General features: G+C 70.4%; 18 protein-coding genes. 10 read left to right on the top strand and 8 right to left on the bottom strand.

Annotation, left to right across the window (positions count from 1 at the left end):
• Window positions 1-125: 125 nt before the first annotated feature.
• The 5 genes from AB0I88_RS30055 to AB0I88_RS30035 all read right to left on the bottom strand — a co-directional run bounded on the left by AB0I88_RS30055 (window position 126) and on the right by AB0I88_RS30035 (window position 4,580).
• The gene (locus AB0I88_RS30055; RefSeq protein WP_361032011.1) at window positions 126-1,478 is read right to left on the bottom strand and encodes an amidohydrolase family protein; all 1,353 of its coding nucleotides are present in this window, start codon (window positions 1,476-1,478) and stop codon (window positions 126-128) included.
• Window positions 1,475-2,719 (bottom strand): kynureninase, encoded by a 1,245-nt coding sequence (gene kynU / locus AB0I88_RS30050; protein WP_361032008.1) that lies wholly within the window; start codon window positions 2,717-2,719, stop codon window positions 1,475-1,477. Before kynU ends, AB0I88_RS30055 begins: the two co-directional genes overlap by 4 nt.
• Complete coding sequence (locus tag AB0I88_RS30045; protein WP_361032005.1) at window positions 2,716-3,567, bottom strand: tryptophan 2,3-dioxygenase family protein; 852 nt, start codon at window positions 3,565-3,567, stop codon at window positions 2,716-2,718. The genes kynU and AB0I88_RS30045 overlap by 4 nt, the downstream gene beginning before the upstream one ends.
• Before the next feature lie 25 nt (window positions 3,568-3,592).
• A complete protein-coding gene (locus AB0I88_RS30040; protein ID WP_361032062.1) occupies window positions 3,593-3,907 on the bottom strand; it encodes a YchJ family metal-binding protein in 315 nt (104 codons plus the stop codon).
• Between the two features lie 151 nt (window positions 3,908-4,058).
• A complete protein-coding gene (locus AB0I88_RS30035; protein WP_361032002.1) occupies window positions 4,059-4,580 on the bottom strand; it encodes a methyl-accepting chemotaxis protein in 522 nt (173 codons plus the stop codon).
• 335 nt (window positions 4,581-4,915) lie between these two features.
• On the opposite strand from AB0I88_RS30035, the gene AB0I88_RS30030 reads away from it, so the two are divergent.
• From AB0I88_RS30030 to AB0I88_RS30005, 6 genes are all read left to right on the top strand, one after another.
• On the top strand, window positions 4,916-5,917 hold the full coding sequence (locus AB0I88_RS30030; protein WP_361031999.1) for a LacI family DNA-binding transcriptional regulator: 1,002 nt from the start codon (window positions 4,916-4,918) through the stop codon (window positions 5,915-5,917).
• A gap of 244 nt (window positions 5,918-6,161) precedes the next feature.
• On the top strand, window positions 6,162-7,544 hold the full coding sequence (locus AB0I88_RS30025; RefSeq protein ID WP_361031996.1) for a sugar ABC transporter substrate-binding protein: 1,383 nt from the start codon (window positions 6,162-6,164) through the stop codon (window positions 7,542-7,544).
• Between the two features lie 2 nt (window positions 7,545-7,546).
• Entirely contained in the window at window positions 7,547-8,473 is a 927-nt protein-coding gene (locus AB0I88_RS30020) for a sugar ABC transporter permease (protein ID WP_361031993.1), read from the top strand.
• Window positions 8,474-8,475: 2 nt separating this feature from the next.
• Window positions 8,476-9,348 (top strand): carbohydrate ABC transporter permease, encoded by an 873-nt coding sequence (locus AB0I88_RS30015; RefSeq protein WP_361031990.1) that lies wholly within the window; start codon window positions 8,476-8,478, stop codon window positions 9,346-9,348.
• Window positions 9,345-10,889 carry a glycoside hydrolase family 13 protein gene (locus AB0I88_RS30010; protein ID WP_361031987.1) on the top strand — a complete coding sequence of 515 codons (1,545 nt, stop codon included), beginning with the start codon at window positions 9,345-9,347 and terminating at the stop codon, window positions 10,887-10,889. The genes AB0I88_RS30015 and AB0I88_RS30010 overlap by 4 nt, the downstream gene beginning before the upstream one ends.
• Window positions 10,890-10,992: 103 nt before the next feature.
• Window positions 10,993-11,955, top strand: coding sequence for a hypothetical protein (locus AB0I88_RS30005; RefSeq protein WP_361031985.1), 963 nt, complete (start codon window positions 10,993-10,995; stop codon window positions 11,953-11,955).
• Between the two features lie 422 nt (window positions 11,956-12,377).
• Here AB0I88_RS30005 and AB0I88_RS30000 read toward each other — a convergent pair whose 3' ends face one another.
• Both AB0I88_RS30000 and AB0I88_RS29995 read right to left on the bottom strand, forming a co-directional pair.
• A complete protein-coding gene (locus AB0I88_RS30000; protein ID WP_361031982.1) occupies window positions 12,378-14,507 on the bottom strand; it encodes a bifunctional SulP family inorganic anion transporter/carbonic anhydrase in 2,130 nt (709 codons plus the stop codon).
• A gap of 120 nt (window positions 14,508-14,627) precedes the next feature.
• Window positions 14,628-15,698 carry an NAD-dependent epimerase/dehydratase family protein gene (locus AB0I88_RS29995; protein ID WP_361031979.1) on the bottom strand — a complete coding sequence of 357 codons (1,071 nt, stop codon included), beginning with the start codon at window positions 15,696-15,698 and terminating at the stop codon, window positions 14,628-14,630.
• A gap of 191 nt (window positions 15,699-15,889) precedes the next feature.
• Between AB0I88_RS29995 and AB0I88_RS29990 the strand changes: the two genes are divergently transcribed.
• From AB0I88_RS29990 to AB0I88_RS29975, 4 genes are all read left to right on the top strand, one after another.
• On the top strand, window positions 15,890-18,514 hold the full coding sequence (locus AB0I88_RS29990; RefSeq protein WP_361031976.1) for a carboxylate--amine ligase/circularly permuted type 2 ATP-grasp protein: 2,625 nt from the start codon (window positions 15,890-15,892) through the stop codon (window positions 18,512-18,514).
• 17 nt (window positions 18,515-18,531) lie between these two features.
• Window positions 18,532-20,298, top strand: a complete 1,767-nt coding sequence (locus tag AB0I88_RS29985; protein WP_361031973.1) for an N-acetylglutaminylglutamine amidotransferase — start codon at window positions 18,532-18,534, stop codon at window positions 20,296-20,298.
• Window positions 20,299-20,341: 43 nt separating this feature from the next.
• On the top strand, window positions 20,342-22,084 hold the full coding sequence (locus AB0I88_RS29980; RefSeq protein WP_361031970.1) for a S9 family peptidase: 1,743 nt from the start codon (window positions 20,342-20,344) through the stop codon (window positions 22,082-22,084).
• A gap of 80 nt (window positions 22,085-22,164) precedes the next feature.
• Window positions 22,165-23,478, top strand: coding sequence for an MFS transporter (locus AB0I88_RS29975; RefSeq protein WP_361031967.1), 1,314 nt, complete (start codon window positions 22,165-22,167; stop codon window positions 23,476-23,478).
• Between the two features lie 44 nt (window positions 23,479-23,522).
• On the opposite strand, the gene AB0I88_RS29970 is transcribed toward AB0I88_RS29975, so the two are convergent.
• Complete coding sequence (locus AB0I88_RS29970) at window positions 23,523-24,989, bottom strand: ATP-binding protein (RefSeq protein ID WP_361031964.1); 1,467 nt, start codon at window positions 24,987-24,989, stop codon at window positions 23,523-23,525.
• Between the last annotated feature and the right edge of the window lies 1 nt (window position 24,990).

The following is a 24,990-nucleotide window of genomic DNA, read 5'->3' as shown; positions in this document are numbered from 1 at the left end:
CCGGTCACGTGCCCACGGCGCCCGCCAGCCGGAAGGCCACCACCGCACCCGCCCAGCCGGAAGGCGCCCACCACACCGCCCGGCCGGAAGGCCACCACCACACCCGCCCGGCCGGAAGGCGCCGCTCAGTGGATGGCCGGGCGCACCCCGGGGCCGACGACGCGGGCGGTGGCCAGCGAATCCGGCAGGGCGGCGAGATCCAGCCCGCCCGGGACCCAGCAGATCGTGGAGCTGCCGGTTTCGGTCATCGCGGTGAGAACCCCGTCCGGGGTGAGGCCCGCGGAGAGCAGCAGCCGGATCTCCCGGGGGTTGACGCCCGGCGGGAGCGGCCCGTTGCCCAGATCGGTGCCGTAGCGGACGCTGCCGCCGAACTCCAGGAACCGCCGCAGGTTGCCGACCGCGACCTCGGCCGCCGGGTCCGGCTCGCCCCAGCCGTGGATGTCGAGCGTGCTGATCCAGGTCATCCGCTCCGCGCAGACCTTGAGCAGCGCGTCGTCGATCCGCTCGGTCCAGGGTGTGTGCGCCAGCATGGCGGCTCCGGCCGCCACGGCGGCGGCGACCGTCCCGGCGCCCTCCGCGTGCACCACCACCGGCAGTTCCACGGCCCGTGCCGCGGCGACCAGCGCCGCCAGCGTGGCCGGTTCCAGCATCGGCCCACCGGCATGCGCGGTCACCTTGATGAGGGTCGCCCCGGCCGTCCGGGCAGCGGCCACCGCCTCGGCGGCGCCGGCGACCGACCGGATCTCCCGCCAACTGCCCTCGGGCGCCCACGCCCGGTCGCTGGGATAGCCGCCGGGAGCGATCAGGAACGGTCCGGCAAAGCGGATCCTCGGCAACTCTGCGCCCGCTGCGAGGGCACGCCCGGCACCCGATGCGAGGGCACGCTCGGCTAGGGCGGCGACCTTCTCCGGCACGCCGCCGAGATCCCACACCTCGGCGATTCCACCGGCCCGGACCGTGCCCAGATCGACGAGCGCCGAATGCACGTGCGCGTCCACCAGCCCGGGCAGCAGCGTGCCCGGAAACCGCCGGGTGTCATCTCCATCCGGCGCGAGTTCAGCGGGCACCGGCCGAACCCGCCCGTCCGGCGCGACCCGCAGGGCCACCCCGGACCGCAGGCGCCCGCCCCACCAGACCGTCTCCGCGACCAGCCACTCAACCCGCCCGGCAGCAGCCATCGCCGGCGGCCAGGTGGAGGCGGGAGGCTCGGGCAGGGCGCCGGCCGAGGGGATCGGGGTCTCCTCGGCCACCGTGACGGTGGGGCGCGGGCCGGAGCCGCGCCGCAGGCCGGACAGGCCGCACCTGCCCGCGGAACCGCAGCAGCCCACCTCGGCCGCGGGCTCGTCACAAACCGCGGCCACCCCGGCCGCCGGCTCGTCACGAACGGCGGCCACCCCGGCCGCCGGCACGCCACAAACCGCGGCCACCCCGGCCGCCGGCTCGTCACGAACGGCGGGCGGCTCGGTGGGCTCGTTCACCGCGCGTTCTTCTGAAGCAGGTCGCGCAGCACCGCAAGCCCCTGATGCACCTCGGTGAAGCTGGTGCTCAGCGGGGCCGGGCCGATCCGCAGACCATCCGGTCGCCGGTAGTCGGGGATCACCCCGCTGTCCCACAGCGGCTCCAGGAACTCCCGGAAGCCGTTGCGCCGCAGCGTCACGTGGCCGCCGCGCCGGGCGGGCTCGCGCGGGCTCGCCACGGTGACGCCGTGCGGCGCCAGCCACTCGTCGGCCAGTTCCAGCACGAACTCGGTGAGCAGCAGCGACTTGGCGCGGACGGCGCCGATCCCGGCGTCCGCCAGCATGTCCAGGTTGGCGTGCAGCGGCACCATGCCCAGGATCGGCGGGGTGCCGCTGAGCAGCGCCCGCACCCCGTCGGCCGCCTCGTATCCCGGGCCCATCTCGAAGGAGGCCCGGTGGCCCATCCAGCCCTGGATCGGCTGCCGCAACTCGCCCTGCGACTCCCGCCGCAGGTAGGCGAAGGCGGGTGCTCCCGGGCCACCGTTGAGGTACTTGTAGGTACACCCGACGGCCAGGTCGACGCCCCACTCGTCCAGTTCGACCGGCACCGAGCCGGCCGAATGGCACAGATCCCACATGGCCAGCGCCCCGGCCGCGTGCGCGATCCGGTTGATCTCGGCGACGTCGGCGAGCCACCCCGACCGGTACGCCACATGGCTGAACAGCACCAGCGCGGTGTCCGCGTCGACCACCCCGGCGACCTGTGCCGGGTCGATGCCGGTGGCCGGGTCGGTCTCGATCCAGGCGAGTTCCAGGTTGCGTTCGGCGGCGATGCCCTCCAGAACGTACCGATCGGTGGGGAAGTTGTCGGTGTCGAGCACCACCTTGCGGCGGCCCGGCCGGGCGTCCACCGCGGCCCGGGCCAGTTTGTAGATGAGGACGGTGGTGGAGTCGCCGATCACCACCTGGCCGGGTCCCGCACCGAGCGCGATCGAGCCGAGCCGGTCGCCGAGGGTGAGCGGCCACTCCAGCCAGCCCTCGTCCCAGCCGCGGATCAGCCGGCCACCCCACTGCTCCCGGATGAACTCGTCGACCAGCCGGGCGGTGGCCTCCAGCGGCCGGCCCAGCGAGTTGCCGTCGAGGTAGGAGAGCAGGTCGGCGGGCGGCGGGGTGATGAACTGCTCCCGGAACGACGCGAGGGGGTCGGCCGCGTCCAGATCGGCGGCGCGGGCCAGCAGGTCATCGGTCGGGGAGGAGGTCAACGGGGCACTCCGATTTCGGTCCGGACGGCGTAGAGCTCGGGGAAGAATGTCAGATCGAGGGCGGCTCTCAGGAAGCCGACCCCGCTGGATCCGCCGGTGCCCCGTTTGAAGCCGATCGTCCGCTCCACCGTCTTCAGGTGGCGGAACCGCCACAACTGAAAGTTCTCCTCCAGGTCGACGAGTTCCTCGCAGGCCTCGTAGACGTCCCAGTTCTGTTCGGCGTTCTCGTAGATCCGCTGGAAGACCGGGACCAGGTCGGCCTGGTACTCATACGGCTCGGTGACGTCGCGCTCCAGGATCGCGGCCGGGACGGCGTGCCCGCGGCGGGCCAGGAAGCGCAGGAACTCGTCGTAGACGCTTCCGCTGGTCAGCGCGTCCTCCAGCAGGGCACGCGCGTCCGGCTGGTCGTCGAAGACCGACAGCATGTCCCGGTTCTTGTTGCCGAGCAGGAACTCGATCGCCCGGTACTGATGGCTCTGGAACCCGGACGACGTGCCGAGGAAGCTGCGGAACTGCGCATACTCCGTCGGGGTCAGGGTGGCCAGCACCGACCACTGCTCGGTAAGGGTGCGCTGGATGTGCTTGACCCGGGCGAGGCCCTTGAGCGCGGGACGCAGCTCGTCCTTGGCCAGGTGCACCTGCACCGCGCGCAGCTCATGAATGATCAGTTTCAGCCACAGCTCGGATGTCTGGTGCTGAACGATGAAGAGCAGCTCGTCGTGGTGCTCGGGCACGCTCACCGGGTGCTGCGACCCGAGGATCTCCGTGAGGTGCAGATATTCACCATACGAGAGATTGACCTTGAAGTCCCTGACGATGCTGTTCTCGAGCGGCCGCTGTGCCGACATCACGCCACCTCCTGCCCCAAGGAGATCACAGCGGCCCCCAATACACCCATCGGCCGTCGTGCCTGACGAACCGGCTGGTCTCCACCATCTCGCCGGGGTGCCCGCCGTCGGTGAAGCGCGCCCGGAACTCGACCGTCCCCTCCGCGTCGAAGACGCCGCCGCCGCTGTGGCCCAGCACGTCGAGGCGTGTCCAGCGCAGGCCGGGCTCCTTCGCCACGGTCGCGGGGCGCGTCGCCGGATGCCACGTCGCCAGCACGTAGTCGAGTTTGTCCAGCGCGAAGGCGCTGAATCGCGAGCGCATCAGCGCTTCCGGGTCCGCCGCGGCCTTCCCGTCGTGCAGGCTGCCACAACATTCCTCGTACGCCGGGCGCCCGCACGGGCACGCGGAAGAGGCCTTCCGGAGTCTGGGGGATCTACGAGCCATGCGCCCCAGTCTCCCCCAGCCCGCGGGCGACCCCCGACGCTGTCCACAACCCCCGCGCCGCCGCGGTTCAGCCGGCTTGTTGCTCGACCACGATCCCGCTGATCACCTTCTGGCAGCGGTCCAGTTCCTCGATCAGCCCCTGCATCTCCTCGATGGCGGAGACGGCGTTCTGGGTGTCGGCCCGGATCCCGCCGACCTGGGTGCCGATCTCGCTGGTCGCGGTGGCCGTCTCGTTGGCCAGGTCCTTGACCTCGCTGGCCACCACCGCGAACCCGCGGCCCGCCTCGCCGGCCCGGGCGGCCTCGATCGTCGCGTTCAGCGCCAGCAGGTTCGTCTGCTTGGCGATCGTCGCGATCAGTTGCACCACTTTGCCGATCTCCGTGCTGCTGGCCTCCAGCCGCTGGATGACCTGCACCGCGGTCTCGGCCGCGTGCACCGCCGCCTGGGTGGCGGTGGCCATGTCGTTGCTCACGTTGGCCAGCCGGTGCACCGAGTCCCGCGCCGACCAGTCGTTCTGCCCGGCCGCGGACGACGACCAGTCCTGCTGCTGGTTGTCGGGTCGGCCGTCGTTCTGATCCCAGTCGGACATGATGGTGGCGGCCCCTCTCTGCCGGTCTCCGCAAAACATCCCATCCCGCCCACCGGCCGCGGAGGGTTTTCCCGGATCAAGACCCCCACTTCCGGGCATTGATCCGCTGTCGCAGGGGGCGGGACGGCGCGGAGGGGCTGCAATCCGGTGGAAGTGTTGACGTGCCCGGCATCGCGCAGAGCGACGGCTTAACCGATTCAGGCGGGGGTGACCGGCCACACCGGGTGAAATATGCTCGCCCCCGGACCGCCGGAGAACCGGAGGCTCCGCAAATAATGCAAGACCTCCGCTTCGTACGGTTCAGTTTTTGCAAGGTTCTGACGTAGGATTCCGTGGTGACCAAACGACTAGCCGAGGTGGCTAAAAAGGCCGGAGTCAGCGAGGCGACCGTCAGCCGGGTGCTCAACGGGCGCACCGGCGTCTCCGAGGCCACCCGCACATCGGTGCTCACCGCCCTCGACGTGCTGGGCTACGAGCGGCCCACCAAACTGCGCGGCGAGCGGGCCCGGCTCGTCGGCCTGGTCCTGCCCGAGCTGCAGAACCCGATCTTCCCGGCCCTGGCCGAGGTGGTGACCGGCTCGCTGGCGCAGCGCGGGTTCACCCCGGCGCTGTGCGCACGGACGATCGGCGGCGTGCCGGAGTCGGATTACGTGGAGATGCTGCTGGACCACCAGGTGTCCGGCGTGATCTTCGCGGGTGGGTCGTATGCGCTGGCCGACGCCTCGCACGAGCACTACCTGCGGCTGACCGAGCGGGGCCTGCCCGTGGTGCTGGTCAACGCCGGCGTCGACGAGCTGGGCTTTCCGCGGGTGTCGACGGACGACGCGGTGGCCGTCGAGCAGGCGTACGGGCATCTGCGCTCCCTGGGTCACGAGCGGATCGGCATGGTGCTCGGCCCGGAGGGGCACATCCCGTCACGCCGCAAGCTGTCCGCGATGATCCGGGTGGCCGGCGCCGACGACACGGCTTCGCGGGTGGAGCGGTCCAGTTTCTCCATGGAGGGCGCGCGGGTGGCGGCGACCCGGCTGGTGGAGCGCGGCGTGACCGGCATCATCTGCGCGAGCGACGTGCTGGCGCTGGGCGCGATCCGGGCGGCGCGGCGCCTGGGCCGGTCGGTGCCGGCGGATGTCTCGGTGGTCGGCTTCGATGATTCCGCGTTCATGACCTGCACCGATCCGCCGTTGACGACGGTGCGGCAGCCGATCGAGACGATGGGCCAGGCCGCCGTGGATCTGCTGGTGGGCCAGATCGACGAGGCCCGCGAGTTCTCCGACGAGCTGTTGTTCGAGCCGGAGCTGGTGGTCCGGGGTTCGACGGCGCCCGCGCCGAGGACCTGACGAGACACCCCGTCTGAGGCCGCCGACCACCTGGTCGGCGGCCTTCTTTGTGCCCGAAATCCGATCCAGCCGTAACACAGTCGAGTTTTTTCATGAAGAAATCGAAACCTTGCGTCAACATGTTCGCCTCGTTACAGTGACTCCACTCACTACGGGAAACAGTCCTCACCGTAGGGCGGTCCGTAGCGACCACAACGCAGATCACGAAGGCCATGGATAGACCCGTTCCCGAAGGGATGGACCGATGTCCGTACCGCAGTACCGGAAGGTTGCGGCGCTCGCGCTCGTGGCCGGCCTGGGACTCAGCCTCACGGCGTGCTCCACCAAGAGCGACGACGACGGCGGGGCGGAAGCCGCCGGCAAGGTCACCATCACGGTCGACTGTCAGCCGGTCGCCGCGCAGAAGGAGCTGCTCCAGAACTGGAACGCGGATGTCGCCGAGTTCCAGAAGCAGAACCCCGACATCGTCATCAAGAGCATCAGCGTCGGCCAGCAGTGCAACAACCCGCCGGACTTCACCGCGCGCCTGGCCGGTGGCACCACGACCGACGTCTTCTACGGCTACATGACCGATCTCCAGCAGGTGCTGGACTCCGGCCAGGCCATGGACATCACGCCGTACGTCAGCAAGGACACCATCGCGACCTGGGACAGCGTCGACCCGGCGCTCAAGGAGGTCTTCACCGACAGCGGCAAGCTGTACGGCGTACCGGTGAAGAATTATTCGATGGGTCTGGTCTACAACAAGGCCCTGTTCCAGAAGGCCGGCCTGGACGTCGACAACCCGCCGAAGACCTGGCCCGAGGTGCGGGAGGCGGCCAAGAAGATCTCCGCCACCGACAAGAGCGTGGCCGGGTACGCGGAGTACAGCGCCGGCAACACCGGCGGCTGGCACTTCACCTCGCTGCTCTACTCGCAGGGCGGCCGGATCCTGTCCGAGGACGGCAAGAAGGCCGCCTTCAACTCCGCCGAGGGCAAGCAGGTCCTGCAGAACCTCAAGGACATGCGGTACGGCGACGACAGCATGGGCAGCCGCCAACTGCTGCAGTGGGGCGACCTGCTGACCAACGCGGCGGCCGGCAAGGTCGGCATGTTCATCGGCGCGCCGGACACCACCCAGGCGATCGTCAGCCAGTTCAAGGGCAGATTCGAGGACTGGGCGGTCGCCCCGCTGCCGGGTCAGACCGACCTGGGCAAGGGCACGCTGGGTGGTGGCGAGGGCTACTTCTTCAAGAAGGACCTCACCTCCGAGCAGGTCGAGGCGGGCCTCAAGTGGATCGCCTACCAGAAGCTGACGCCGGGCAAGGGCCAGTTCGACTACGCGCGGGCCAAGCCGCAGAACTACCCGGTCGGCCTGCCGCAGCCGCTGCTGTTCGCGAACGGCACCGAGGCGCAGAAGCAGGAGTTCGAGCTGCGCAAGGCGAACGCGAACGTACCGGTGGAGAACTTCGCGCTGTTCGAGGCGAAGCAGCTGCCGATCGTCGGCGAACCGCGGGACGCGCAGGCGATCTACGCGATCCTCGACTCGGCGATGTCCGGGGTCCTCACCGACCCGAACGCGAACATCGACACGCTGCTCAAGACCGCCGAGGAGAAGGTCAACCAGCTGCTGGCGGCCGGTAGTTGAGGATGGCCGTCCTGACCGCCCCCGCCCCGGCGAAAGCCGCGGCGGGGGTCTCCCCGAAGAGTCGCCGCAAGATCCGCGACAACCTGACCGGGCACGGGTTCCTGATCGGCGCGGTCCTCTGCTTCGCCCTGTTCATGTGGTACCCGATGATCCGCGGGCTGGTGATGAGCTTCCAGCGCACCCGCCGCGGCGTCACCACCTGGGTGGGCTGGGACAACTACCTCCGCATCATCGACGACCCGAGTTTCTGGGTCGCCTGGAAGAACACCTTCTACTTCACCGGCCTGGCGCTGATCCTCGGATTCGCGGCGCCGTTCTTCCTGGCCATCCTGCTCAACGAGTTCCGGCACGCCAAAGGCTATCTGCGGGTGCTGGTCTACCTGCCCGTCATGCTGCCGCCGGCGTCGGCGCTGTTCCTCTTCAAGTACTACGCGTACGACCCGAGCGACGCCGGCCTCTTCAACGCTCTCCTGAAAGCGGCACATCTGCCGACCTCGGAGTGGATGCAGTCGCCGACCATGACGATGCCGGCCATGGTGATCGCCTCCACCTGGATGAACATGGGCGGCGCGGTGCTGATCTACCTGGCGTCGCTGCAGAACATCTCCGGCGATCTGTACGAGGCCGCCGAACTGGACGGCGCCGGCATCTGGAAACGGATCTGGCACGTCACCATCCCGCAGACCCGGCTCATCCTGGCACTGCTCGCGATGATGCAGATCGTCGCCACCATGCAGCTGTTCATCGAGCCCCTGATCCTGGCCAACGGCGCCGGAACGCAGGACTCCGCGACCTCGGTGGTGTATCTGATCTACCAGCACGGCTTCTTCCAGAACGATCTGAACGGCGCCGCGGCCCTCGGTGTGATCATGCTCCTGGTCCTGGCCGTCTTCTCCGCCGTCTACCTGCGGTTGAGCACGAAGGACTGACCATGACCCGGACACTCATCTCGCACGCTCAGCTCCGGCGCGGCCGCGGCCGGGTGCTCTACTGGACGCTGCTGACCGTCGTCGTCGTGGGGTTCACGCTCGTCTTCCTCGGGCCGCTCTACTGGATGGTCACCGGCGCGCTCAAGTCGGGCCAGGAGATCGCGCAGACGCCGCCGACGCTGTTCCCGCAGGACCCGCAGCCGCAGAACTACGTCGACGCGTGGACCCAGCTCGACCTGGCGAAACTACTGTTCAACACGTTCTACTACGCGGCCGGGGCGGTGCTGTTCCAGTTGGTGTTCGACACCTCGGCGGCGTACGCGCTGTCCAAGCTGCGGCCGGCGTTCGGCAACGCGATCCTCAGCGCCATGCTGGCGACGCTGATGATCCCGGCGATGGTGCTGATCGTCCCGCAGTATCAGACGGTGATCGACCTGCCGGTGCTGAACCTCAGCCTGCTCGACTCGCCGTTCGCGATCTGGCTGCCGATGGTCGCCAACGCGTTCAACATCTTCCTGCTCAAACGGTTCTTCGACTCGATCCCGGAAGAGATCATGTCGGCTGCGTTCGTGGACGGCGCCAGCGCCCTGCGTACCCTCTGGTCGATCATCCTGCCGATGTCGCGGCCGATCCTGGGCGTGGTGTCGATCTTCGCGGTGACCGCGGTGTGGAAGGACTTCCTCTGGCCGCTGCTGGTCATGCCGCACCCGGAGACCCGCACGATCAGCGTCGGCATCTACGCCTTCGCGGCCGGCACCCCGCAGAACGTGGTGGTCGCCGCGTCGGTCATCGCAGCACTGCCGACCGTGATCATCTTCCTGATCTTCCAGCGCAACATCATGTCGGGCCTGACCGCAGGCAGCCTCAAGGGATGACTCCGATGACAATGCAGTGGTGGCGTGACGCGGTGATCTACCAGGTCTATCCGCGCAGTTTCGCCGATGGCGACGGCGACGGGGTCGGTGACATCGCCGGTGTCCGCGCCCGGCTCGGCCACCTGAGAGATCTCGGCGTCGACGCGATCTGGATGAGCCCGTGGTACCCGTCCCCGATGGCCGACGCCGGTTACGACGTGTCCGACTTCCGCGACATCGACCCGGTCTTCGGTGACCTGTCCCAGGCGGAGGCACTGATCGGGGAGGCGCACGCGGCCGGAATCCGGATCATCGTCGACATCGTGCCGAACCACATCTCCAGCGAACATCCGTGGTTCCGGGCGGCGCTGGCCGGCGGTCCCGAGCGCGACTACTTTTGGTTCCGTAAGAGCCGAAATATGCCTACAAACTGGGTGGGTGAGTTCGGTGGCACGGCGTGGACCCGAGTCGACGACGACACGTGGTACCTGCACCTTTTCACCCCGGAGCAGCCCGACCTCAACTGGGACCATCCCGACGTGCGCGCCGAGTTCGAGAGCATCCTGCGGTTCTGGTTCGACCGGGGCGCCGACGGCATCCGAATCGACTCGGCGGCGCTGCTGTTCAAGGATCCGGCGCTGCCCGAGGTGGTCGACGGACAGCCGCACCCGTTCCACGATCTGGACGCGGTGCACGACGTCTACCGCTCGTGGCGCCGGATCGCCGACGAATACACCGACCGTGCGCTGATCGGCGAGGTGTGGATGCCGGACGTCGAGCGGTTCACCAACTACCTGCGCCCCGACGAACTGCACGCGGCGTTCAACTTCGACTTCCTGGGCTGCGCCTGGGACGCGCGGCTGATGCGCGACTGCGTCAACCGGACCCTGCACGCGCACGCCCACGTCGGCGCCCCGCCCACCTGGGTGCTGTCCAACCACGACGTGACCCGGCACGTGACCCGCTACGGCCGGGCCGACACCACGTTCAGCTTCGCGAACAACCTCGACGGCACCCCGGTCGACCTGGAACTGGGCACCCGCCGCGCCCGGGCCGCCGCGCTGCTCACCCTCTCCCTGCCCGGTTCCGCCTACATCTACCAGGGCGAAGAACTCGGGCTCTGGGAGAACGAGCAGATCCCCGAAGATCGAATTCAGGATCCGATGTACGCGCGCCGCGGCCACACCCGGGACGGCTGCCGGGTGCCGATGCCCTGGTCCGGTGACGAGCCGCCGTACGGCTTCACCACCGGCGAGCCGTGGCTTCCCCAGCCGGCCGAGTGGAAGGACCGGACCGTACAGGCCCAGACCGGCGACCCCAGCTCGATGCTGGAGCTCTACCGGTCGGCGACCCGCCTGCGTACCTTCACGGACCGCGACTTCGCCTGGCTGGATCTCGGTCCCGAGGTGCTCGCCTGGAGCCGCGGCGCGGACTTCGCCTGCGTGCTCAACCTCTCCGGCGGCCCCGTCCCCCTGCCCGAGCACGAGACCGTCCTGCTCGCCAGCGGCCCCCTCGACGGCGCCCTCCTCCCCCGGGACACCGCGGTCTGGCTGCACCGCTGACAAGCGTGTGGGTTTCGGGTGCGGTACGCACCCGAAACCCACACGCTGCCGGGTTGTCCACAGGCGTCCTCGGGCGGGCGTTCAGAGCTGCCAGGCTGGCGCGATGGCCGCTCAGCCCGACTTCGATGATGAGTTCTCCCGGACGTGCTTCCAGCAGTCCGGTGTGCTGACCACCGACCAGGCGATTCGGCTCCAGGGCCGAGGGCAGGTCCGCGGGCATCTGCGGGCGCGCCGATGGCGCCGCCTCTGCCGCGGCATCCTCTGCACGACCAACGGCTCCCTGGTCCGTGCCCAGCAACTGTGGGTCGCGGTCCTGGCCGCGGGGCCGGAAGCTCTGCTGGCCGGGGTCACCGCGCTGACCGAGGCCGGTGTGCGAGGGCTACGGGAGGAGAACCTGCGTGTGCTGATTCCCGCGGCTCGCAGCAGGACCCTTCGGATACCGGCGATGCCACCCGACATGCCCGCCCTCCGCGTCACCCGTACCCGGGTGTTGCCGGAAGAGCACCGGCAGGCGGGTCACCCACCACGGGTCGTCACCGCGCGGGCCCTGGTCGACGCTGCCGCCTGGGCACCCAGCGACGCCGCCGCCCGGACGATCATCGCGGCCACTCTCCAGCAGAAGCGTGTGACACCCGACGAGGTTCTCGAGGTGCTGGCCATGCGGCGGCGACTGCCGTGGGCCGGGACCATCAGGAGAACCGTCCTCGACGTCGCGGGTGGCGCCGAGGCACTGTCGGAGATCGACTTCTTGGACCTGTGCCTGAGGTTCCGGCTGCCGCGCCCCAGTCTCCAACGGGTACGCCGGGACGCCTCCGGACGGCGGCGCTACCTCGACGCCTACTGGCCGATGTGGCGGCTACATGTCGAGGTGGACGGTTCCCATCACATGGATGCCCGCCAGTGGGAGGACGACATGCTCCGGCAGAACCTGGTGTGGATCGACGGCGACCGGATTCTCCGTTTCCCCGCCGGCCTCATCCGCAGCCGGCCCGAGATGGTGGCGAATCAACTGCGAGCGGCCCTCACCGCCGCAGGCTGGCAGCCCAACAGCGGTGTGTGGGTTTAGGGCGCGAATCGCACCCGAAACCCACACGCCGCTGGATCCCAGCCAGCACGGATCCCGCGACCACTCGCAACCCCACACGCCGCTGGATCCCAGCCAGGCACGAACCCCGCGACCACTGGCAACCCCACACGCCGCTGGATCCCAGCCAGGCACGAACCCCGCGGCCACTCGCAACCCCACAGCAGTGTGTGGGTTTCGGGCGCGGTACGCGCCCGAAACCCACACGCCGTTGGGTGAGGTCACGCATCGGCCCGGCGGGCGCGTTACGGCGGTGAGGCCGCAGCGCGCTCGCGTGGCGGGGCGGAACGGCCCCGATTCTTCGGGGACGATCCGCCGCGTACCGGAAAGGGGTTGCGACAGGCTCGAAGGCGGCGGCGAATCGCCACGAGCGGCACGTGTGGGTTTAAGGCGCGATGCGGACCCTAAACCCACACACCAGGGGTTGAGATGGGGCGGGCGTCGCCGAGGATCGGATCGACCTCGTACATGCGGGCTTCGGCGAGGTCGAAGTACATGCCGGCGAGGCGTAGCCGGCCGGCGGCCTCGGCGGCCCGGACCGACGGATAGGTGCGCAGGTTGGTGAGCTGCTGGACGACGTTGTCGGTGCAGCAGCGTTCCTCGTCGCCGCCGTCGTTGAACCGGACCCGGGAGAGGGCGAGCCAGTCGCTGAGGGCGGAGCCGGACCGGGCCGCTCCGCTCATCAGGGCGCGGACGGCGCCGCAGCCGGAGTGGCCGCAGACCGTGATGGTGGTGACGCCGAGGACGTCGACGGCGTATTCGACGGCGGCGCCGGCCGAGGCGTCGCCGGCGCCGTGCGGGGGCACGATGTTGCCGACGTTGCGGACGCAGAACAGGTCGCCCGGGCCGCTCGCGGTGATCAGGTTGGGCACCACCCGGGAGTCGGCGCAGGTGATGAAGAGCTGTTGCGGGCGCTGGCCGTCGCGGGCGAGGTCGGCCAGGTGCGGCCGGACCAGCGGGGCGACCGTGCGCTCGAACTCGGCGATGCCGGCCGCCATGGCGCCGCGGCGCTGCTGGTCCATGTCCTGCCAGCGTGACCAGGAGCCGAGCACGCGCGGGGTGCGTTTGCCGCTGCCGAGCCGGCCGGAGGTGGCCTGGGAGAACCAGGAGTCGTGCACTTCGCGGATGCGGACCGTGCCGCCGGTCCGTTCGTGCGCCGAGCACCAGTCCCGGATGGTCTCGTAGGCGCCGTGGTCGAGGTAGTCGAGGTGCAGCTCGATGTCGACGTCGCTGCCGCCGGGGACGGCGCCCAGCTCGCGGGTGAGGCGGGCCGACTCGACGAACGACAGGGTGCCGTTGATGGTGACGAGCCAGTCGCCGGGGGCGCGTTCGACCCGGCGGATCTCCGAGCGGGTGAGCCGCCAGAGGATCAGCAGCGCCGCGGTGATCATGCCGAGGGCGACCCCGGTGAGCAGGTCGGTGAAGACCACGCCGGCGGCGGTGACCAGGTAGGTGGGCAGTTCCCGGTGGCGGGCGTAGGTGCGGATCTGGGCCAGGCTGACCAGGCGGAGACCGACCACGATCAGTACGGCGGCCAGCACCGCCATCGGGATGGTCTCCAGCAGGCCGGCGCAGAACAGTACGAACACCGCGATCCAGACACCGTGCAGGATCGACGAGAGACGGGTACGCGCGCCGGCCGCCACATTCGTCGAACTGCGCACGATCACGCCGGTCACCGGGAGCCCGCCGAGCAGGCCGGACACCGTGTTGGCGGCGCCCTGGGCGACCAGTTCCCGGTTGAGGTTGGCGCGCGGGCCGTCGTGCAGACGGTCGACGGCGACCGCGGAGAGCAGCGATTCGACGCTGGCGACGAGGGCGATGGTGAGGACGGCGACGGCGATCTCGCGTGCCGGGGCGTCCGGCCAGACGGGTGTGATCAGTCCGGCGAGCGGTTCGCCGGGCAGCCGGACCCGGTCGACGTCGGCACCGATGGCGACGGCGAGCACGGTCATCGACACCACCGCGACCAGGGCGGCCGGCAGCATGGAGATCCGGACCAGGCGGGGCCAGGCCACCAGGATGACGACGGTGAGGACGCCCAGCGTGGCGGCTGCCCCGTGGTGGGCGGCGATCTGGCCGGGCAGGTCGCGCAGGTTGCGCCAGGCGGAGCTCTGCGGGGTGCCGCCGAGCATCACGTGCACCTGGCTGAGTGCGATGACCAGGCCGATGCCGGCGAGCATGCCGTGGACGACGGCGGGTGACAGGGCGAGGGCGGCGCGGCCGAGCCGGGACGCGCCGAGGACGATCTGAACGAGGCCGGCGACCGCGACGATGGCGGCGGTTCCGGCGAATCCGAAGTCGGCGACGGTGCCGGCGACTATCACGGTGAGGCCGGCGGCCGGGCCGCTGACCTGTAAGGGGGCTCCGCTGAGGGCGCCCGCGACGATGCCGCCGATGACGGCGGCCACCAGTCCGGAGAGCAGGGGCGCTCCGGAGGCGGCCGCGATGCCTAGGGACAGTGGGATGGCGATCAGGAAAACGACGATGGACGCCGGCAAGTCCCGGCGCAGATTCTGCGTCAAGTCGGACATTTCGGCAATATACCGAAGATCGGTTAACGGGTGATTAACTAAGCGGTCCTTACAGTAAGCACACAGAAAAGTGCCGCCTGGCTGATATCCAGGCGGCACCTCGGGCGCATAACTATGCGGTCAGGACTTCCAGACCTCGCTGTTGGCCTCGTAGATCTCCCGCAGGATGGCAGGCACGTCGTAGGTCAGCTTCCAGTCCGGGTAGTGCTCCTCGAACCGGCCGGTGCCGCTGATCCACCACTGGTGGTCACCCTGCCGGGCCTGGTCCACGTACTCGGTGCGCGCCTCCAGGCCGGTGATCTGCGACGCGATCGCGAACGCCTCGATGTGCGAGCAGTTGGAGAACCGGCCGCCACCCATGTTGTAGATCTCCGCCACCCGCGGCGCCCGGTGGAACGCCTCGAACGCGGTGATCAGGTCGTGCGAGTGGATGGCGTCGCGGACCATCTTGCCCTTGTAACCGAAGATCTTGTACGTCCGCTGCTCCATCACGCAGCGCATCACGTACGCCAGGAAGCCGTGCAGCTCGGCCGCCGAGTGGCCGGGACCGGTCAGCGTGCCGCCCCGGAACACCGCGGTCGGCATGTCGAAGTAGCGCCCGTACTCCTGGACCATGACGTCGGCCGCCACCTTCGAGGCGCCGAAGACCGAGTGCATGCTGTTGTCGATCGTCATGGTCTCGTCGATGCCGCCGTACCACTTGTGGTCCTCGGGCAGCTCGTACCGGGTCTCCAGCTCGACCAGCGGCAGCGAGTTCGGCGTGTCGCCGTACACCTTGTTGGTGGAGGTGAAGATGAACGGCGCGTCGATGGCGTGCCGCCGGGTCGCCTCCAGCATGTTGATCGTGCCGACCGCGTTGACGTCGAAGTCGGTGAACGGCTCGCGGGCGGCCCAGTCGTGGCTCGGCTGCGCGGCCGCGTGGATGACCAGCCCGATGTTCGACCCGAGATCGGCGAAGAGCCTGTCCAGGCCCTCCCGGTCGCGGATGTCGAGGCTGTGGTGGGTGTACCGGTCGCCGACCTCCTTGACCAGCCGCTGCAGGTTCCACTGGGTGGAGCCGTCGGCGCCGAAGAAGTAGCCGCGCATGTCGTTGTCGACCCCGACCACGTCCATGCCGAGGGCGGCGAAGTGCCGGACCGCCTCCGATCCGATCAGGCCGGCCGATCCGGTGATTACCACGACGCTGCTCATTGAAGGACCTCCGCGGGTGTCGGGCGTCACCGGGCGACACTACCGGTGAGCAGCAAAGGACCTCCGGCCCGGGCTGGAGTGTCGCGATCGTCATGCTTGACGGCCGCGCGAAACGGGCACGTCACAGATTCGCTACATCCGATGGGAAGGCTCCGGCGAAACCGGGCTGAACCTATGCAGAGGCGGTCTCGATGACGGAGTCACTACAGGCGTCGGATCCGCGCGTCCCCGAACGGGCCGCACTCACCCTCGGCGTGGAGGAGGAACTCCACGTCGTCGACCTCGGCACCCGGGAGCTGGTCCCCCGGGCGCCGGAGATCCTGGACCGGCTGGACGGGGCACACTTCTCGGCCGAGCTGCACCGGTCGGTGGTGGAGACCAACACCCCGGTCAGCGCCACTCTGGACGACCTGCGGGACGGGATCGTCGCGCGCCGCCGGGCGGCGATCGGGGTGGCCGAGTCGCTCGGCCTCGGGCTGGTCGCGGCCGGCACCGTCCCCCTGGTCGACCTGGACGCGCTGCCGGTGACCCCGACGTCCCGCTACCGGCGGATGCTGAGCGAATACCAGATGCTCGTCCGGGAGCAGCTGATCTGCGGCGCCCAGGTGCACGTCGGGGTGCCGGACCGGGACGAGGCGGTGGCGGTGGCCCAGCGGGTGTCGCCGGTGCTGCCGGTGCTGCTCGCGCTGTCGGCCAGCTCGCCGTACTGGATGGGCGAGGACTCCGGGTACGCCAGCGTCCGTTCCCTGGTGTGGATGCGCTGGCCGACCGCCGGCGACAGTGGCACGCTGCGCTCGGCGGAGGAGCACGAGGCGCTGGTCAGCGACCTGATCTCGTCCGGCACGATCAGCGATCCCAAGATGGTCTATTTCGACGTCCGGCCGTCCGCGCACGTGCCCACCGTGGAGCTGCGGGTCACCGACGCCAGCCCGGACACCGAGACCGTGGTGCTGCTGGCCGGGATCTTCCGGGCGCTGGTGCTGCGGGCTCAGGGCGAACACCGGCGCGGGCTGCCCCTGCCCCATCCAACCGCCCCACCCACCACCCGTAGAACGGAGACGGAGCCTTTCCTGATCCGTCCGCCGCTGCACCGGGCGGCGATGTGGCGGGCCGCCCGGTCCGGTCTGGAGGGCGATCTGCTGGACCTGCCCCGCTCCCCGGTCCCGGTGCCGGCCGCCGTGGCGGTCGAGCGCCTGGTCGGCGAGCTGCGGCCGTACCTGGAGGAGCTGGGCGACTGGGATCAGGTCTTCGACCTCACCCTGCGGGCGCTGAGCCGGGGCAGCGCGGCGGCCCGGCAGCGGCGTGCGCTGGCCCGGCGCGGCCGGCTCTCCGACGTGGTGGACGCGCTGGTGGCGGAGACCCGGGGCGGGGCCACCGGGACGGGCCCGGCCGGCGCTCCGGCGCCGTCACTGCTCGAGGCGTACGCCGCCGACGGCGACGAGGCGTTCCCGGCCGGGCGGGTCTCCCCCGCGTACGCCGGGATCCTGCCGGTGCTCACCTCGCTGGGCGCCACCGGCCTGCGGCAGCGCGAGGACCACCGTGACGACGAGCAGCGGGCCCGCGGCATCACGTTCAGTGTGGCCGGCGAGGCGGCGACCCGGCTGTTCCCGTTCGACCTGGTGCCCCGGATCGTGCCGGCCGGCGACTGGCGGCGCCTCACCGAGGGCCTGGTCCAGCGGGTGCGGGCGCTGGACGCGTTCCTCGACGACGTCTACGGCGACCGGCAGGTGGTGGCCGACGGGGTGATCCCGGAGTGGGTGATCGACGGGTCGCCGGAGCTGCGGGCCAGCGGCGCCCTGATCAGCCGGACCGCGGTCCGCACCCAGGTGGCCGGGGTGGACCTGGTTCGCGACGGGGACGGGAACTGGTGTGTGCTGGAGGACAACCTGCGGGTGCCGTCCGGGATCGCGTACGCCATGCAGAACCGCCGTCTCACCTGGAGCGTCCTGCCGGAGCTGCCCCGCCCGGCCGCGCTGATGTCGGTGGAGGAGACGCCGCGCCTGCTGAAGCGGGCGCTGCTGGAGGCGGCCGGCCCGTCGGCCGGTGACGATCCGGCGCTGGTGGTGCTCAGCCAGGGCCCGGACGACTCGGCCTGGTTCGAGCACCGGATGCTGGCCGAGGCCATGGAGGTCCCGGTGGTCCGCAGCACCGAACTGTTCGTCGACGAGGGCCGGGTGTGGCGGCTGCGCGACGGCCACCGGCACCCCGTCGACGTCATCTACCTGCGGATGGGCGAGGACAGCCTGGTGCACTCACCGGGCGCGGACGGCATGCCGCTCGGCCCCAGCCTGGTGTCGGCGCTGCACGCGGACACCGTGGTGCTGGCCAACGCGCTCGGCAACGGTGTGGCCGACGACAAGGCGGTGTACGCCTTCGTGCCCCGCCTCATCGAGTACTACCTGGGCCAGAAGCCGCTGCTCGCGGACGTGCCCACCTACCTGTGCGGCATCCCGGAGCAGCGGGCCGAGGTGCTGGGCCGGCTGGACGAGCTGGTCTGCAAGCCGGTCGACGGCTACGGCGGCGACCGGATCGTGATCGGCCCGCACGCGAGCCCCGCCGATCTGGAGGCGCTGCGCCGGCAGATCAGGGCGGCGCCGCACCGCTGGGTGGCGCAGGAGCTGGTCGAGCTCTCCACCCATCCGGTCTTCGACGGGCACCGTCTCGCCCCGCGGCACGTGGATCTGCGGGCGTTCGTCTTCACCGGGAAGGAGTCGGTGGTGGCGCCGGCCGCCCTGACCCGGGTGGCGCCCGCCGGCAGCATGATCGTCAACTCCTCGCGGGGCGGCGGATCGAAGGACACCTGGTTGCTCGGCTGACATCGGGAGGTAATTTCATGTGTGGAATCGCCGGGGAGATCTGCTACGGCGAGCGGGCCGCGGACACCGGCGCGGTCCGGCGGATGCTGCCAGGCCTTGCGTCGCGCGGCCCGGACGGGCACGGATTCTGGTCGAACGGGCGGATCGCTCTCGGTCACCGGCGGCTGAAGATCATCGACTTGTCGGAGGCCGGCGCCCAGCCGATGACCGATGACCGGCTCGGGCTGACCGTGGTCTTCAACGGCTGCGTCTACAACTACCGGCAGCTGCGCGACGAACTGGCGAAGGACGGCTACCGGTTCTTCTCCACCTCGGACACCGAGGTGATCCTGAAGGCGTACCACCGGTGGGGCGCCGACTGTGTCACCCGGTTTCTCGGGATGTTCGCCTTCGCCGTGGTGGAGCACGACAGCGGGACCGTGACGCTGGCCCGGGACCGGCTCGGGATCAAGCCGCTCTACCTGGCCGAGTCGCCGGGCCGGCTACGGTTCGCCTCCACGCTGCCCGCGCTGCTGGCCGCGGGCGGTGTGGACACCACCATCGACCGGGTGGCGCTGCAGCACTACATGACGTTCCACTCGGTGGTGCCGGCGCCGCGGACGATCCTGTCCGGGATCCGCAAGCTGCCGCCGGCCACGGTCCGGGTGATCCGCGCCGACGGCACGTCCACCGAGCGGGTCTACTGGGAGGCGTCGTTCACCCGTGCGATGGAGCGGGCCGACTGGGCTCAGGCGGTCCGGGAGAAGCTGCGGCAGGCGGTGGAGCGCCGGATGGTCGCCGACGTGCCGGTCGGGGTGCTGCTCTCCGGGGGGCTGGACTCGAGCCTGATCGTGGCGCTGCTGGCCGAGCGGGGGCAGGCGGGGCTGACCACGTTCAGCATCGGGTTCGAGGCCGGGGGTGGCGAGAGCGGGGACGAGTTCGAGTACTCGGACATCGTGGCCAAGCAGTTCCAGACCACCCACCACCAGATCAGGATCGGTCACGAGCGGTTCCTGCCGGCCGTGGAGCGGACCGTCGCCGCGATGAGCGAGCCGATGGTGAGTCATGACTGCATCGCGTTCAATCTTCTCAGCGAAACAGTGCGAGAGCATGTCAAGGTGGTGCAATCTGGGCAGGGTGCCGACGAGATCTTCGCCGGTTACAGCTGGTACCCGCCCCTCGCCGGCGTGCCCCGGGAACAGGCCGTCGAGGCGTACGCGAAGGAGTTCTTCGACCGGCCGCACGCCGAACTGGCCCGGCAGCTGAACCCGGCGTGGCTGATCGACGAGGACGTGGCCCGGCAGTTCGTGGCGGAGAGCTTCGGCCGGCCCGGGGCGACCACGGCGGTCGACGCGGCGCTCCGCTTGGACTCGCAGGTGATGCTCGTCGACGATCCGGTCAAACGGGTCGACAACATGACTATGGCGTGGGGGCTGGAAGCACGCGTACCGTTCCTGGATCACGAACTGGTCGAGCTCGCGGCGGCCTGCCCGCCCGAGCTGAAACTGGCCCACGACGGCAAGGGAGTGCTCAAGGAGGCGGCCCGCGGGCTGGTGCCCGACGAGGTCATCGACCGGCCGAAAGGCTACTTCCCGGTGCCCGGCATCCGGCACCTGGACGGGCCGGTGCTGGACATGGTGCGGGAGGCGCTGCACGCGCCCGCCGCCCGGGAACGGGCGCTGTTCCGGCCGGAGTACGTGTCGGCGCTGCTCGCCGACCCGAACACCCCGCGCACCACGCTCGGGGCGAATCAGTTGTGGCAGCTCGCGCTGCTGGAGATGTGGCTGCAGACAGTTCTCGACTAGAAGCAGGGGGATCGGAATGGAGGGTCAGCTCCACCGTGTCGATGTGACGGTGCTGCCCGCGGGCTGGAGTCGCATCGCGTCGGAGCTCGCCGGGAACTGGTCGCCGGCCCTGTCGCCGGACGGACGGCACCTGGCGTACGTCTCCGACCGGGACGGCACCCCCGCGGTCTGGGTGCAGCCGGTCGGCAGTGAGCTGACCTTTCGCGTCGACACCGGTCCCGAGCCGGTGTCGACGGTCGCCTGGTCGTCCGGCGGCGGCTGGCTGGCCTGCCGGATCGCCCCGGGCGGGGCGCCACGGCAGGAGGTGTGGCTGGTCCGGCCGGACGGCTCCGATCTGCATCAGGTTGCCGGGTTCGGCACCGACACCGCGGACAACATGCGCTGGCTGCCCGGCCGCCCGGTGCTGGCCCTCACCGAGAACCTGACCAGCGCCGTCCTCGTCGACGTCACCGCGGAGACCAGGACGGTGATCGCGCGGGGCGACCTCCTCTCGCTCCTCGACGTGGACCCGGCCGGGCGCTTCGCGCTTCTGCGGTACGGGCCACGCGGCGCCCGCGAGATCATCCTGCGTGACCTGTCCACCGGCACCGAGAAGCCGGTCACCCGCGGCGAGCAGGCGGTGTTCAGCCCCGGCGGCGGGTGCGTCTACGCGCTCAGCCAGGACGGCGAGTTCCCGGCCCTGATCCGGGTGGCCGGCGACGCCGTGGAGGTGCTGGCGTCCGGCGGCGAGGTGGAGGACTTCACGATCACCGCGGACGGGCGTACCGCTGCGGTGTTGTGGAACGTCCGGGGAGGCGAGTCGGAGGCCGCGCTGATCGACCTGGACCACGACGCCGATCGCGGCCCGAAACCGGTGTCGCCGCTGCCCAGTCCGGTGGTCGGCGGCCTGGCGTGGAGTTTCGACGCGTCCACGCTGGCCTTCACGGCGGAAGGCCCCGGCCAACCGCACGGCGTCTGGGTCTGGCAGCGGGAGACCGGCGGGATACGTGCGGTCTCCGCGACTCCGGCGTCACCGAACGCGGTCCACCCGACCCTGGAGGCGGTCACGGCGCACGACGGGCTCACCCTCACCGGGTGGCTCTTCCGGCCCGGTACGCCCGGGCCGCACCCGACCGTGCTGTGGTTCCACGGCGGCCCGGAGGCGCAGGAGCGTCCCGGGCACGGCCCGCTGTTCCAGACGCTGGCCGCCCGGGGCATCGCGGTCTTCGCGCCGAACGTGCGCGGTTCCTCCGGGTTCGGGCGGGCGTTCGTGGACGCGGACAACGGGGCGCGCCGCCACGACGCGATCGAGGACGTCCGGTCCTGCGTGACGTTCCTCCAGGAGGCCGGCATCGCGGGAAAGATCGGGATCATGGGCCGGTCCTACGGCGGTTACCTGACGCTGGCCGCACTGACCGCCTTCCCGGACCTGTTCGCCGTCGGCGTCGACATCTGCGGCATGTCCGATTTCAAGACCTTCTACCAGCACACCGAGCCGTGGATCGCGGCGGCCGCGGTCAGCAAGTACGGCCATCCCGTGCACGACGCCGAGCTGCTGCGTGACCTGTCCCCGCTGCACCGGCTGGACCGGCTGCGTGCCCCGCTGCTCGTGGTGCACGGCGAGAACGACAGCAACGTACCGGTGATCGAGGCCGAGCAGGTGGTGGCGTCGCTCACCGAACGCGGCCACCCGCACCGCTACCTGCTCTTCCCCGGCGAGGGGCACGAGCTGCTGCACCGCGCCGCACGGGCCGAATTCCTCCGGGTGACCCTGGACTGGCTGACCACTCATCTCCTGGCCGAGTGAGAAGACGCACGTTGCCGGGGGTGCCGGTAAGGGAGAAGGGTTGAAGAGCACGTTACCCCCGGACCACTGGAAGGCTCCCCATGCCCTTGCGTCCCTGGGCGGTGTGGGCCGCCGGGATGGCCGCGTACATCGTCGCCGTCCTGCACCGGAGCTCGATCGGGGTGGCCGGGCTCGACGCGCAGGAACGTTTCGGGGTCGGCGCGGGGGCGCTGGCCGTCTTCGCCGTCGTGCAGCTCCTCGTCTACGCCGGGCTGCAGATCCCGGTCGGGCTGCTGCTGGACCGTTTCGGCTCGCTGCGGCTGGTGCTGTCCGGCGCCCTCCTGATGGCCGCCGGGCAGACCCTGATGGCGTTCACCGACGGGCTGAGCGGCGCGATCACGGCCCGGGTGCTGGTCGGCGCCGGGGACGCCATGACCTTCATCAGCGTGCTGCGCCTCGTGCCGCACTGGTTCCCGGCCCGGCGGGTGCCGCTGCTCAGCCAGCTCACCGGCATCATGGGCCAGATCGGTCAGGTGCTGTCGGCGGTGCCGCTGGCCGCGGTCCTGGCCGGCGCCGGCTGGACCAGCGGCTTCCTGGGCGCCGCCGGCGCCGGCCTGTTCGTGTCGATCACGGTGGTGATCGCGCTGCGGGACACCCCGGAGCGGCGGATCAACAACGGTCACCCGATGAGCTGGCAGCGGCTCGGCACCGACCTGGGCAGTTCGTGGCGGCACCCGGGCACCCGTCTCGGCCTGTGGGCGCATTTCACCACCCAGTTCACCGGTACGGTGTTCGCCCTGATGTGGGGCGTGCCGTTCCTGATCGCCGGGGAAGGTCTGAGCCGGTCCACGGCGGGCGCCCTGCTCACCGTGTTCGTGGTGACCGGCATGGCGGCCGGCCCGGTGCTGGGCCTGCTCACCCAGCGGTATCCGTTGCGCCGCTCCCAGTTGGTGCTCGGGATCGTGGCCGCCAACATGGGCGCCTGGGCGCTGGTGATCGCGTGGCCGGGGCGGGCGCCGCTGCCGGTCCTGGTGCTGCTCGTGGTGGCGCTGGGCCTGGGCGGGCCGGGCTCGATGATCGGGTTCGACTTCGCGCGCACCTTCAACCCGCCGAGCCGGCTGGGGACCGCGACCGGGGTGGTGAACGTGGGCGGTTTCGTGGCGTCGCTGATCACCATCCAGTTGATCGGGCTGATCCTGGACGCTCGCACCGGCGGCGGCACCGACTACCACATCGACGATTTCAAGGTCGCGATGTCGGTGCAGTTCCTGGTGGCGGCCGTAGGAGTGGCGGGCATTCTGCGGACCCGGCGGCTGGCCCGGCGCCGGGAGGGCATCGTGGTGCGCCCGCTGCGGTCGGTGCTGGCGGAACGGCGGGGTGCGGATGCGGACCGGAAGGTCGAGGCCGGGACCTGAGCGTGCCGGTGCCGCCCCGGCCGATGCCGGGGCGGCACCGGCACTCAGGCCGACGGGGGTTCGGCGAACGGCAGCTTCACCAGAAACCTCGTGTCACCCGGCCGCGACTCCAGCGAGATGTCACCGCCGTGACCGTTGACCACGATCCGGTACGAGATGTCCAGCCCCAACCCGGTGCCCTCACCGACCGGCTTGGTGGTGAAGAACGGCTCGAACACCCGCTTACGGATCTCCGGCGGCACACCGGGGCCGGTGTCCCCGACCGACACCACGAGCCGGTCGTCCTCCCGGAACGTACGAATGGTCAACGTCCCGCCGCCCGCCATCGCCTGCACCGCGTTGTCGATCAGGTTCGTCCACACCTGGTTCAGCTCGGCGGGATGAGCCGGCACCTGCGGCAGCGCCCGGTCGTACTCCTTCACCACCCGGACCCCGTCGCCGATCTTGTGGCCCAGCATCACCAGCGTGCTCTCCAGCCCGACGTGCACGTCGATCCACTGGTGCGCTGCCCGGTCCAGATGCGAGTACTGCTTCGCCGAATGCACCAGCGACGACACCCGTCCGGTGGCGTCCTCGATGTCGCTCATCAGCTGCTCGGTCTCCAGCGCGTACCCGATCCAGTGGATCGCCTGATCGAGCAGCTCCGGCGAGGCGAGCCGGGTCTCCAGGTCGGTGAGGCAGCCGGTGTCGATGCCGCCCTGCGCGAAGACCGGGGCCACATCCCACCCACCGGTGATCTTCCGCTCGTCCATCCACTCGCCCAGCTCGTCCTCCAGGTCGGCGGTCTGCATCGCGGTCAGCGCCGGAGACTTCGCGGCCCGCTCGATCACCTCCTCCTGCAACTCCAGAAGGGCGGTGAGCCGGTCCGGGGCGACCTTGCCGGCCGCCAGCTTGCCCAGTTTCATCCGCATGGCGGCGACCCGCTGGCGCAGCGCGCTGGTGGCCCGGGCGGCCGCCGCGGCCGGATTGTTCAGCTCGTGCATGAGACCCGCCGACAGCGCGCCGAGAGCGGCCAGCCGCTGCCGCTCGCCGATCGCCGCCTGAGAGCTGCGCATCCCCAGCGCCAAGCCCTCCAGCAGGTGGATTGCCATCGGGAACCACTCCCGCATCAGCCACCCGAAGTCGGCCGCCGACAACACGAAGAACTCGCAGTCGGTCAGCGCCCGCATCGACGCCTGATAGCTGCGCGGCACCCCCTCGTCCCGCAGGTACGCCTGGGTCGCCCCCATGTAGACGCCGCGCTGCTCGGTCCGGATCGTGGTGACCTCGTCCTCACCGACCCGCCGGGTCAGCGCGATCGTGCCGCTGAGCAGCGCGAGAAACAACTCGGCCGGATCGCCCTCCCGGATCACCAGGCCGCCCGCGGGAACCCGCATGGTGCAGCCGTTCGACGCCAGCCAGTCCAGCTGCTCGCCGGTCAGCTTCTCGAACAGGAACAGGGTCTTCAACTCGGCCGGGGTGAGCACCCCGGGAGCACACGGCTCGAGCCGGATCTCCTCGTAGTCGGACATG

This window comes from Actinoplanes sp. NPDC049802, assembly GCF_040656595.1.
In the GTDB taxonomy this organism is placed as follows: Bacteria; Actinomycetota; Actinomycetes; order Mycobacteriales; family Micromonosporaceae; genus Actinoplanes.
Note: the sequence above shows the minus strand (reverse complement) of the source record. Positions and strands in the feature narration are given on the sequence as shown.

Bases quoted from the DNA above. Each gene is read 5' to 3' on its own strand.
- AB0I88_RS30000 (WP_361031982.1), bottom strand. From the start codon at position 14,507: ATGTCCGACTTGACGCAGAATCTGCGCCGGGACTTGCCGGCGTCCATC.
- AB0I88_RS30035 (WP_361032002.1), bottom strand. From the start codon at position 4,580: ATGTCCGACTGGGATCAGAACGACGGCCGACCCGACAACCAGCAGCAG.
- AB0I88_RS30010 (WP_361031987.1), top strand. From the start codon at position 9,345: ATGACTCCGATGACAATGCAGTGGTGGCGTGACGCGGTGATCTACCAG.
- AB0I88_RS29975 (WP_361031967.1), top strand. From the start codon at position 22,165: ATGCCCTTGCGTCCCTGGGCGGTGTGGGCCGCCGGGATGGCCGCGTAC.
- AB0I88_RS29990 (WP_361031976.1), top strand. From the start codon at position 15,890: ATGACGGAGTCACTACAGGCGTCGGATCCGCGCGTCCCCGAACGGGCC.
- AB0I88_RS30020 (WP_361031993.1), top strand. From the start codon at position 7,547: ATGGCCGTCCTGACCGCCCCCGCCCCGGCGAAAGCCGCGGCGGGGGTC.
- AB0I88_RS30025 (WP_361031996.1), top strand. From the start codon at position 6,162: ATGTCCGTACCGCAGTACCGGAAGGTTGCGGCGCTCGCGCTCGTGGCC.
- AB0I88_RS30005 (WP_361031985.1), top strand. From the start codon at position 10,993: ATGGCCGCTCAGCCCGACTTCGATGATGAGTTCTCCCGGACGTGCTTC.
- AB0I88_RS29985 (WP_361031973.1), top strand. From the start codon at position 18,532: ATGTGTGGAATCGCCGGGGAGATCTGCTACGGCGAGCGGGCCGCGGAC.
- AB0I88_RS29995 (WP_361031979.1), bottom strand. From the start codon at position 15,698: ATGAGCAGCGTCGTGGTAATCACCGGATCGGCCGGCCTGATCGGATCG.
- AB0I88_RS30045 (WP_361032005.1), bottom strand. From the start codon at position 3,567: ATGTCGGCACAGCGGCCGCTCGAGAACAGCATCGTCAGGGACTTCAAG.
- AB0I88_RS29970 (WP_361031964.1), bottom strand. From the start codon at position 24,989: ATGTCCGACTACGAGGAGATCCGGCTCGAGCCGTGTGCTCCCGGGGTG.
- AB0I88_RS30015 (WP_361031990.1), top strand. From the start codon at position 8,476: ATGACCCGGACACTCATCTCGCACGCTCAGCTCCGGCGCGGCCGCGGC.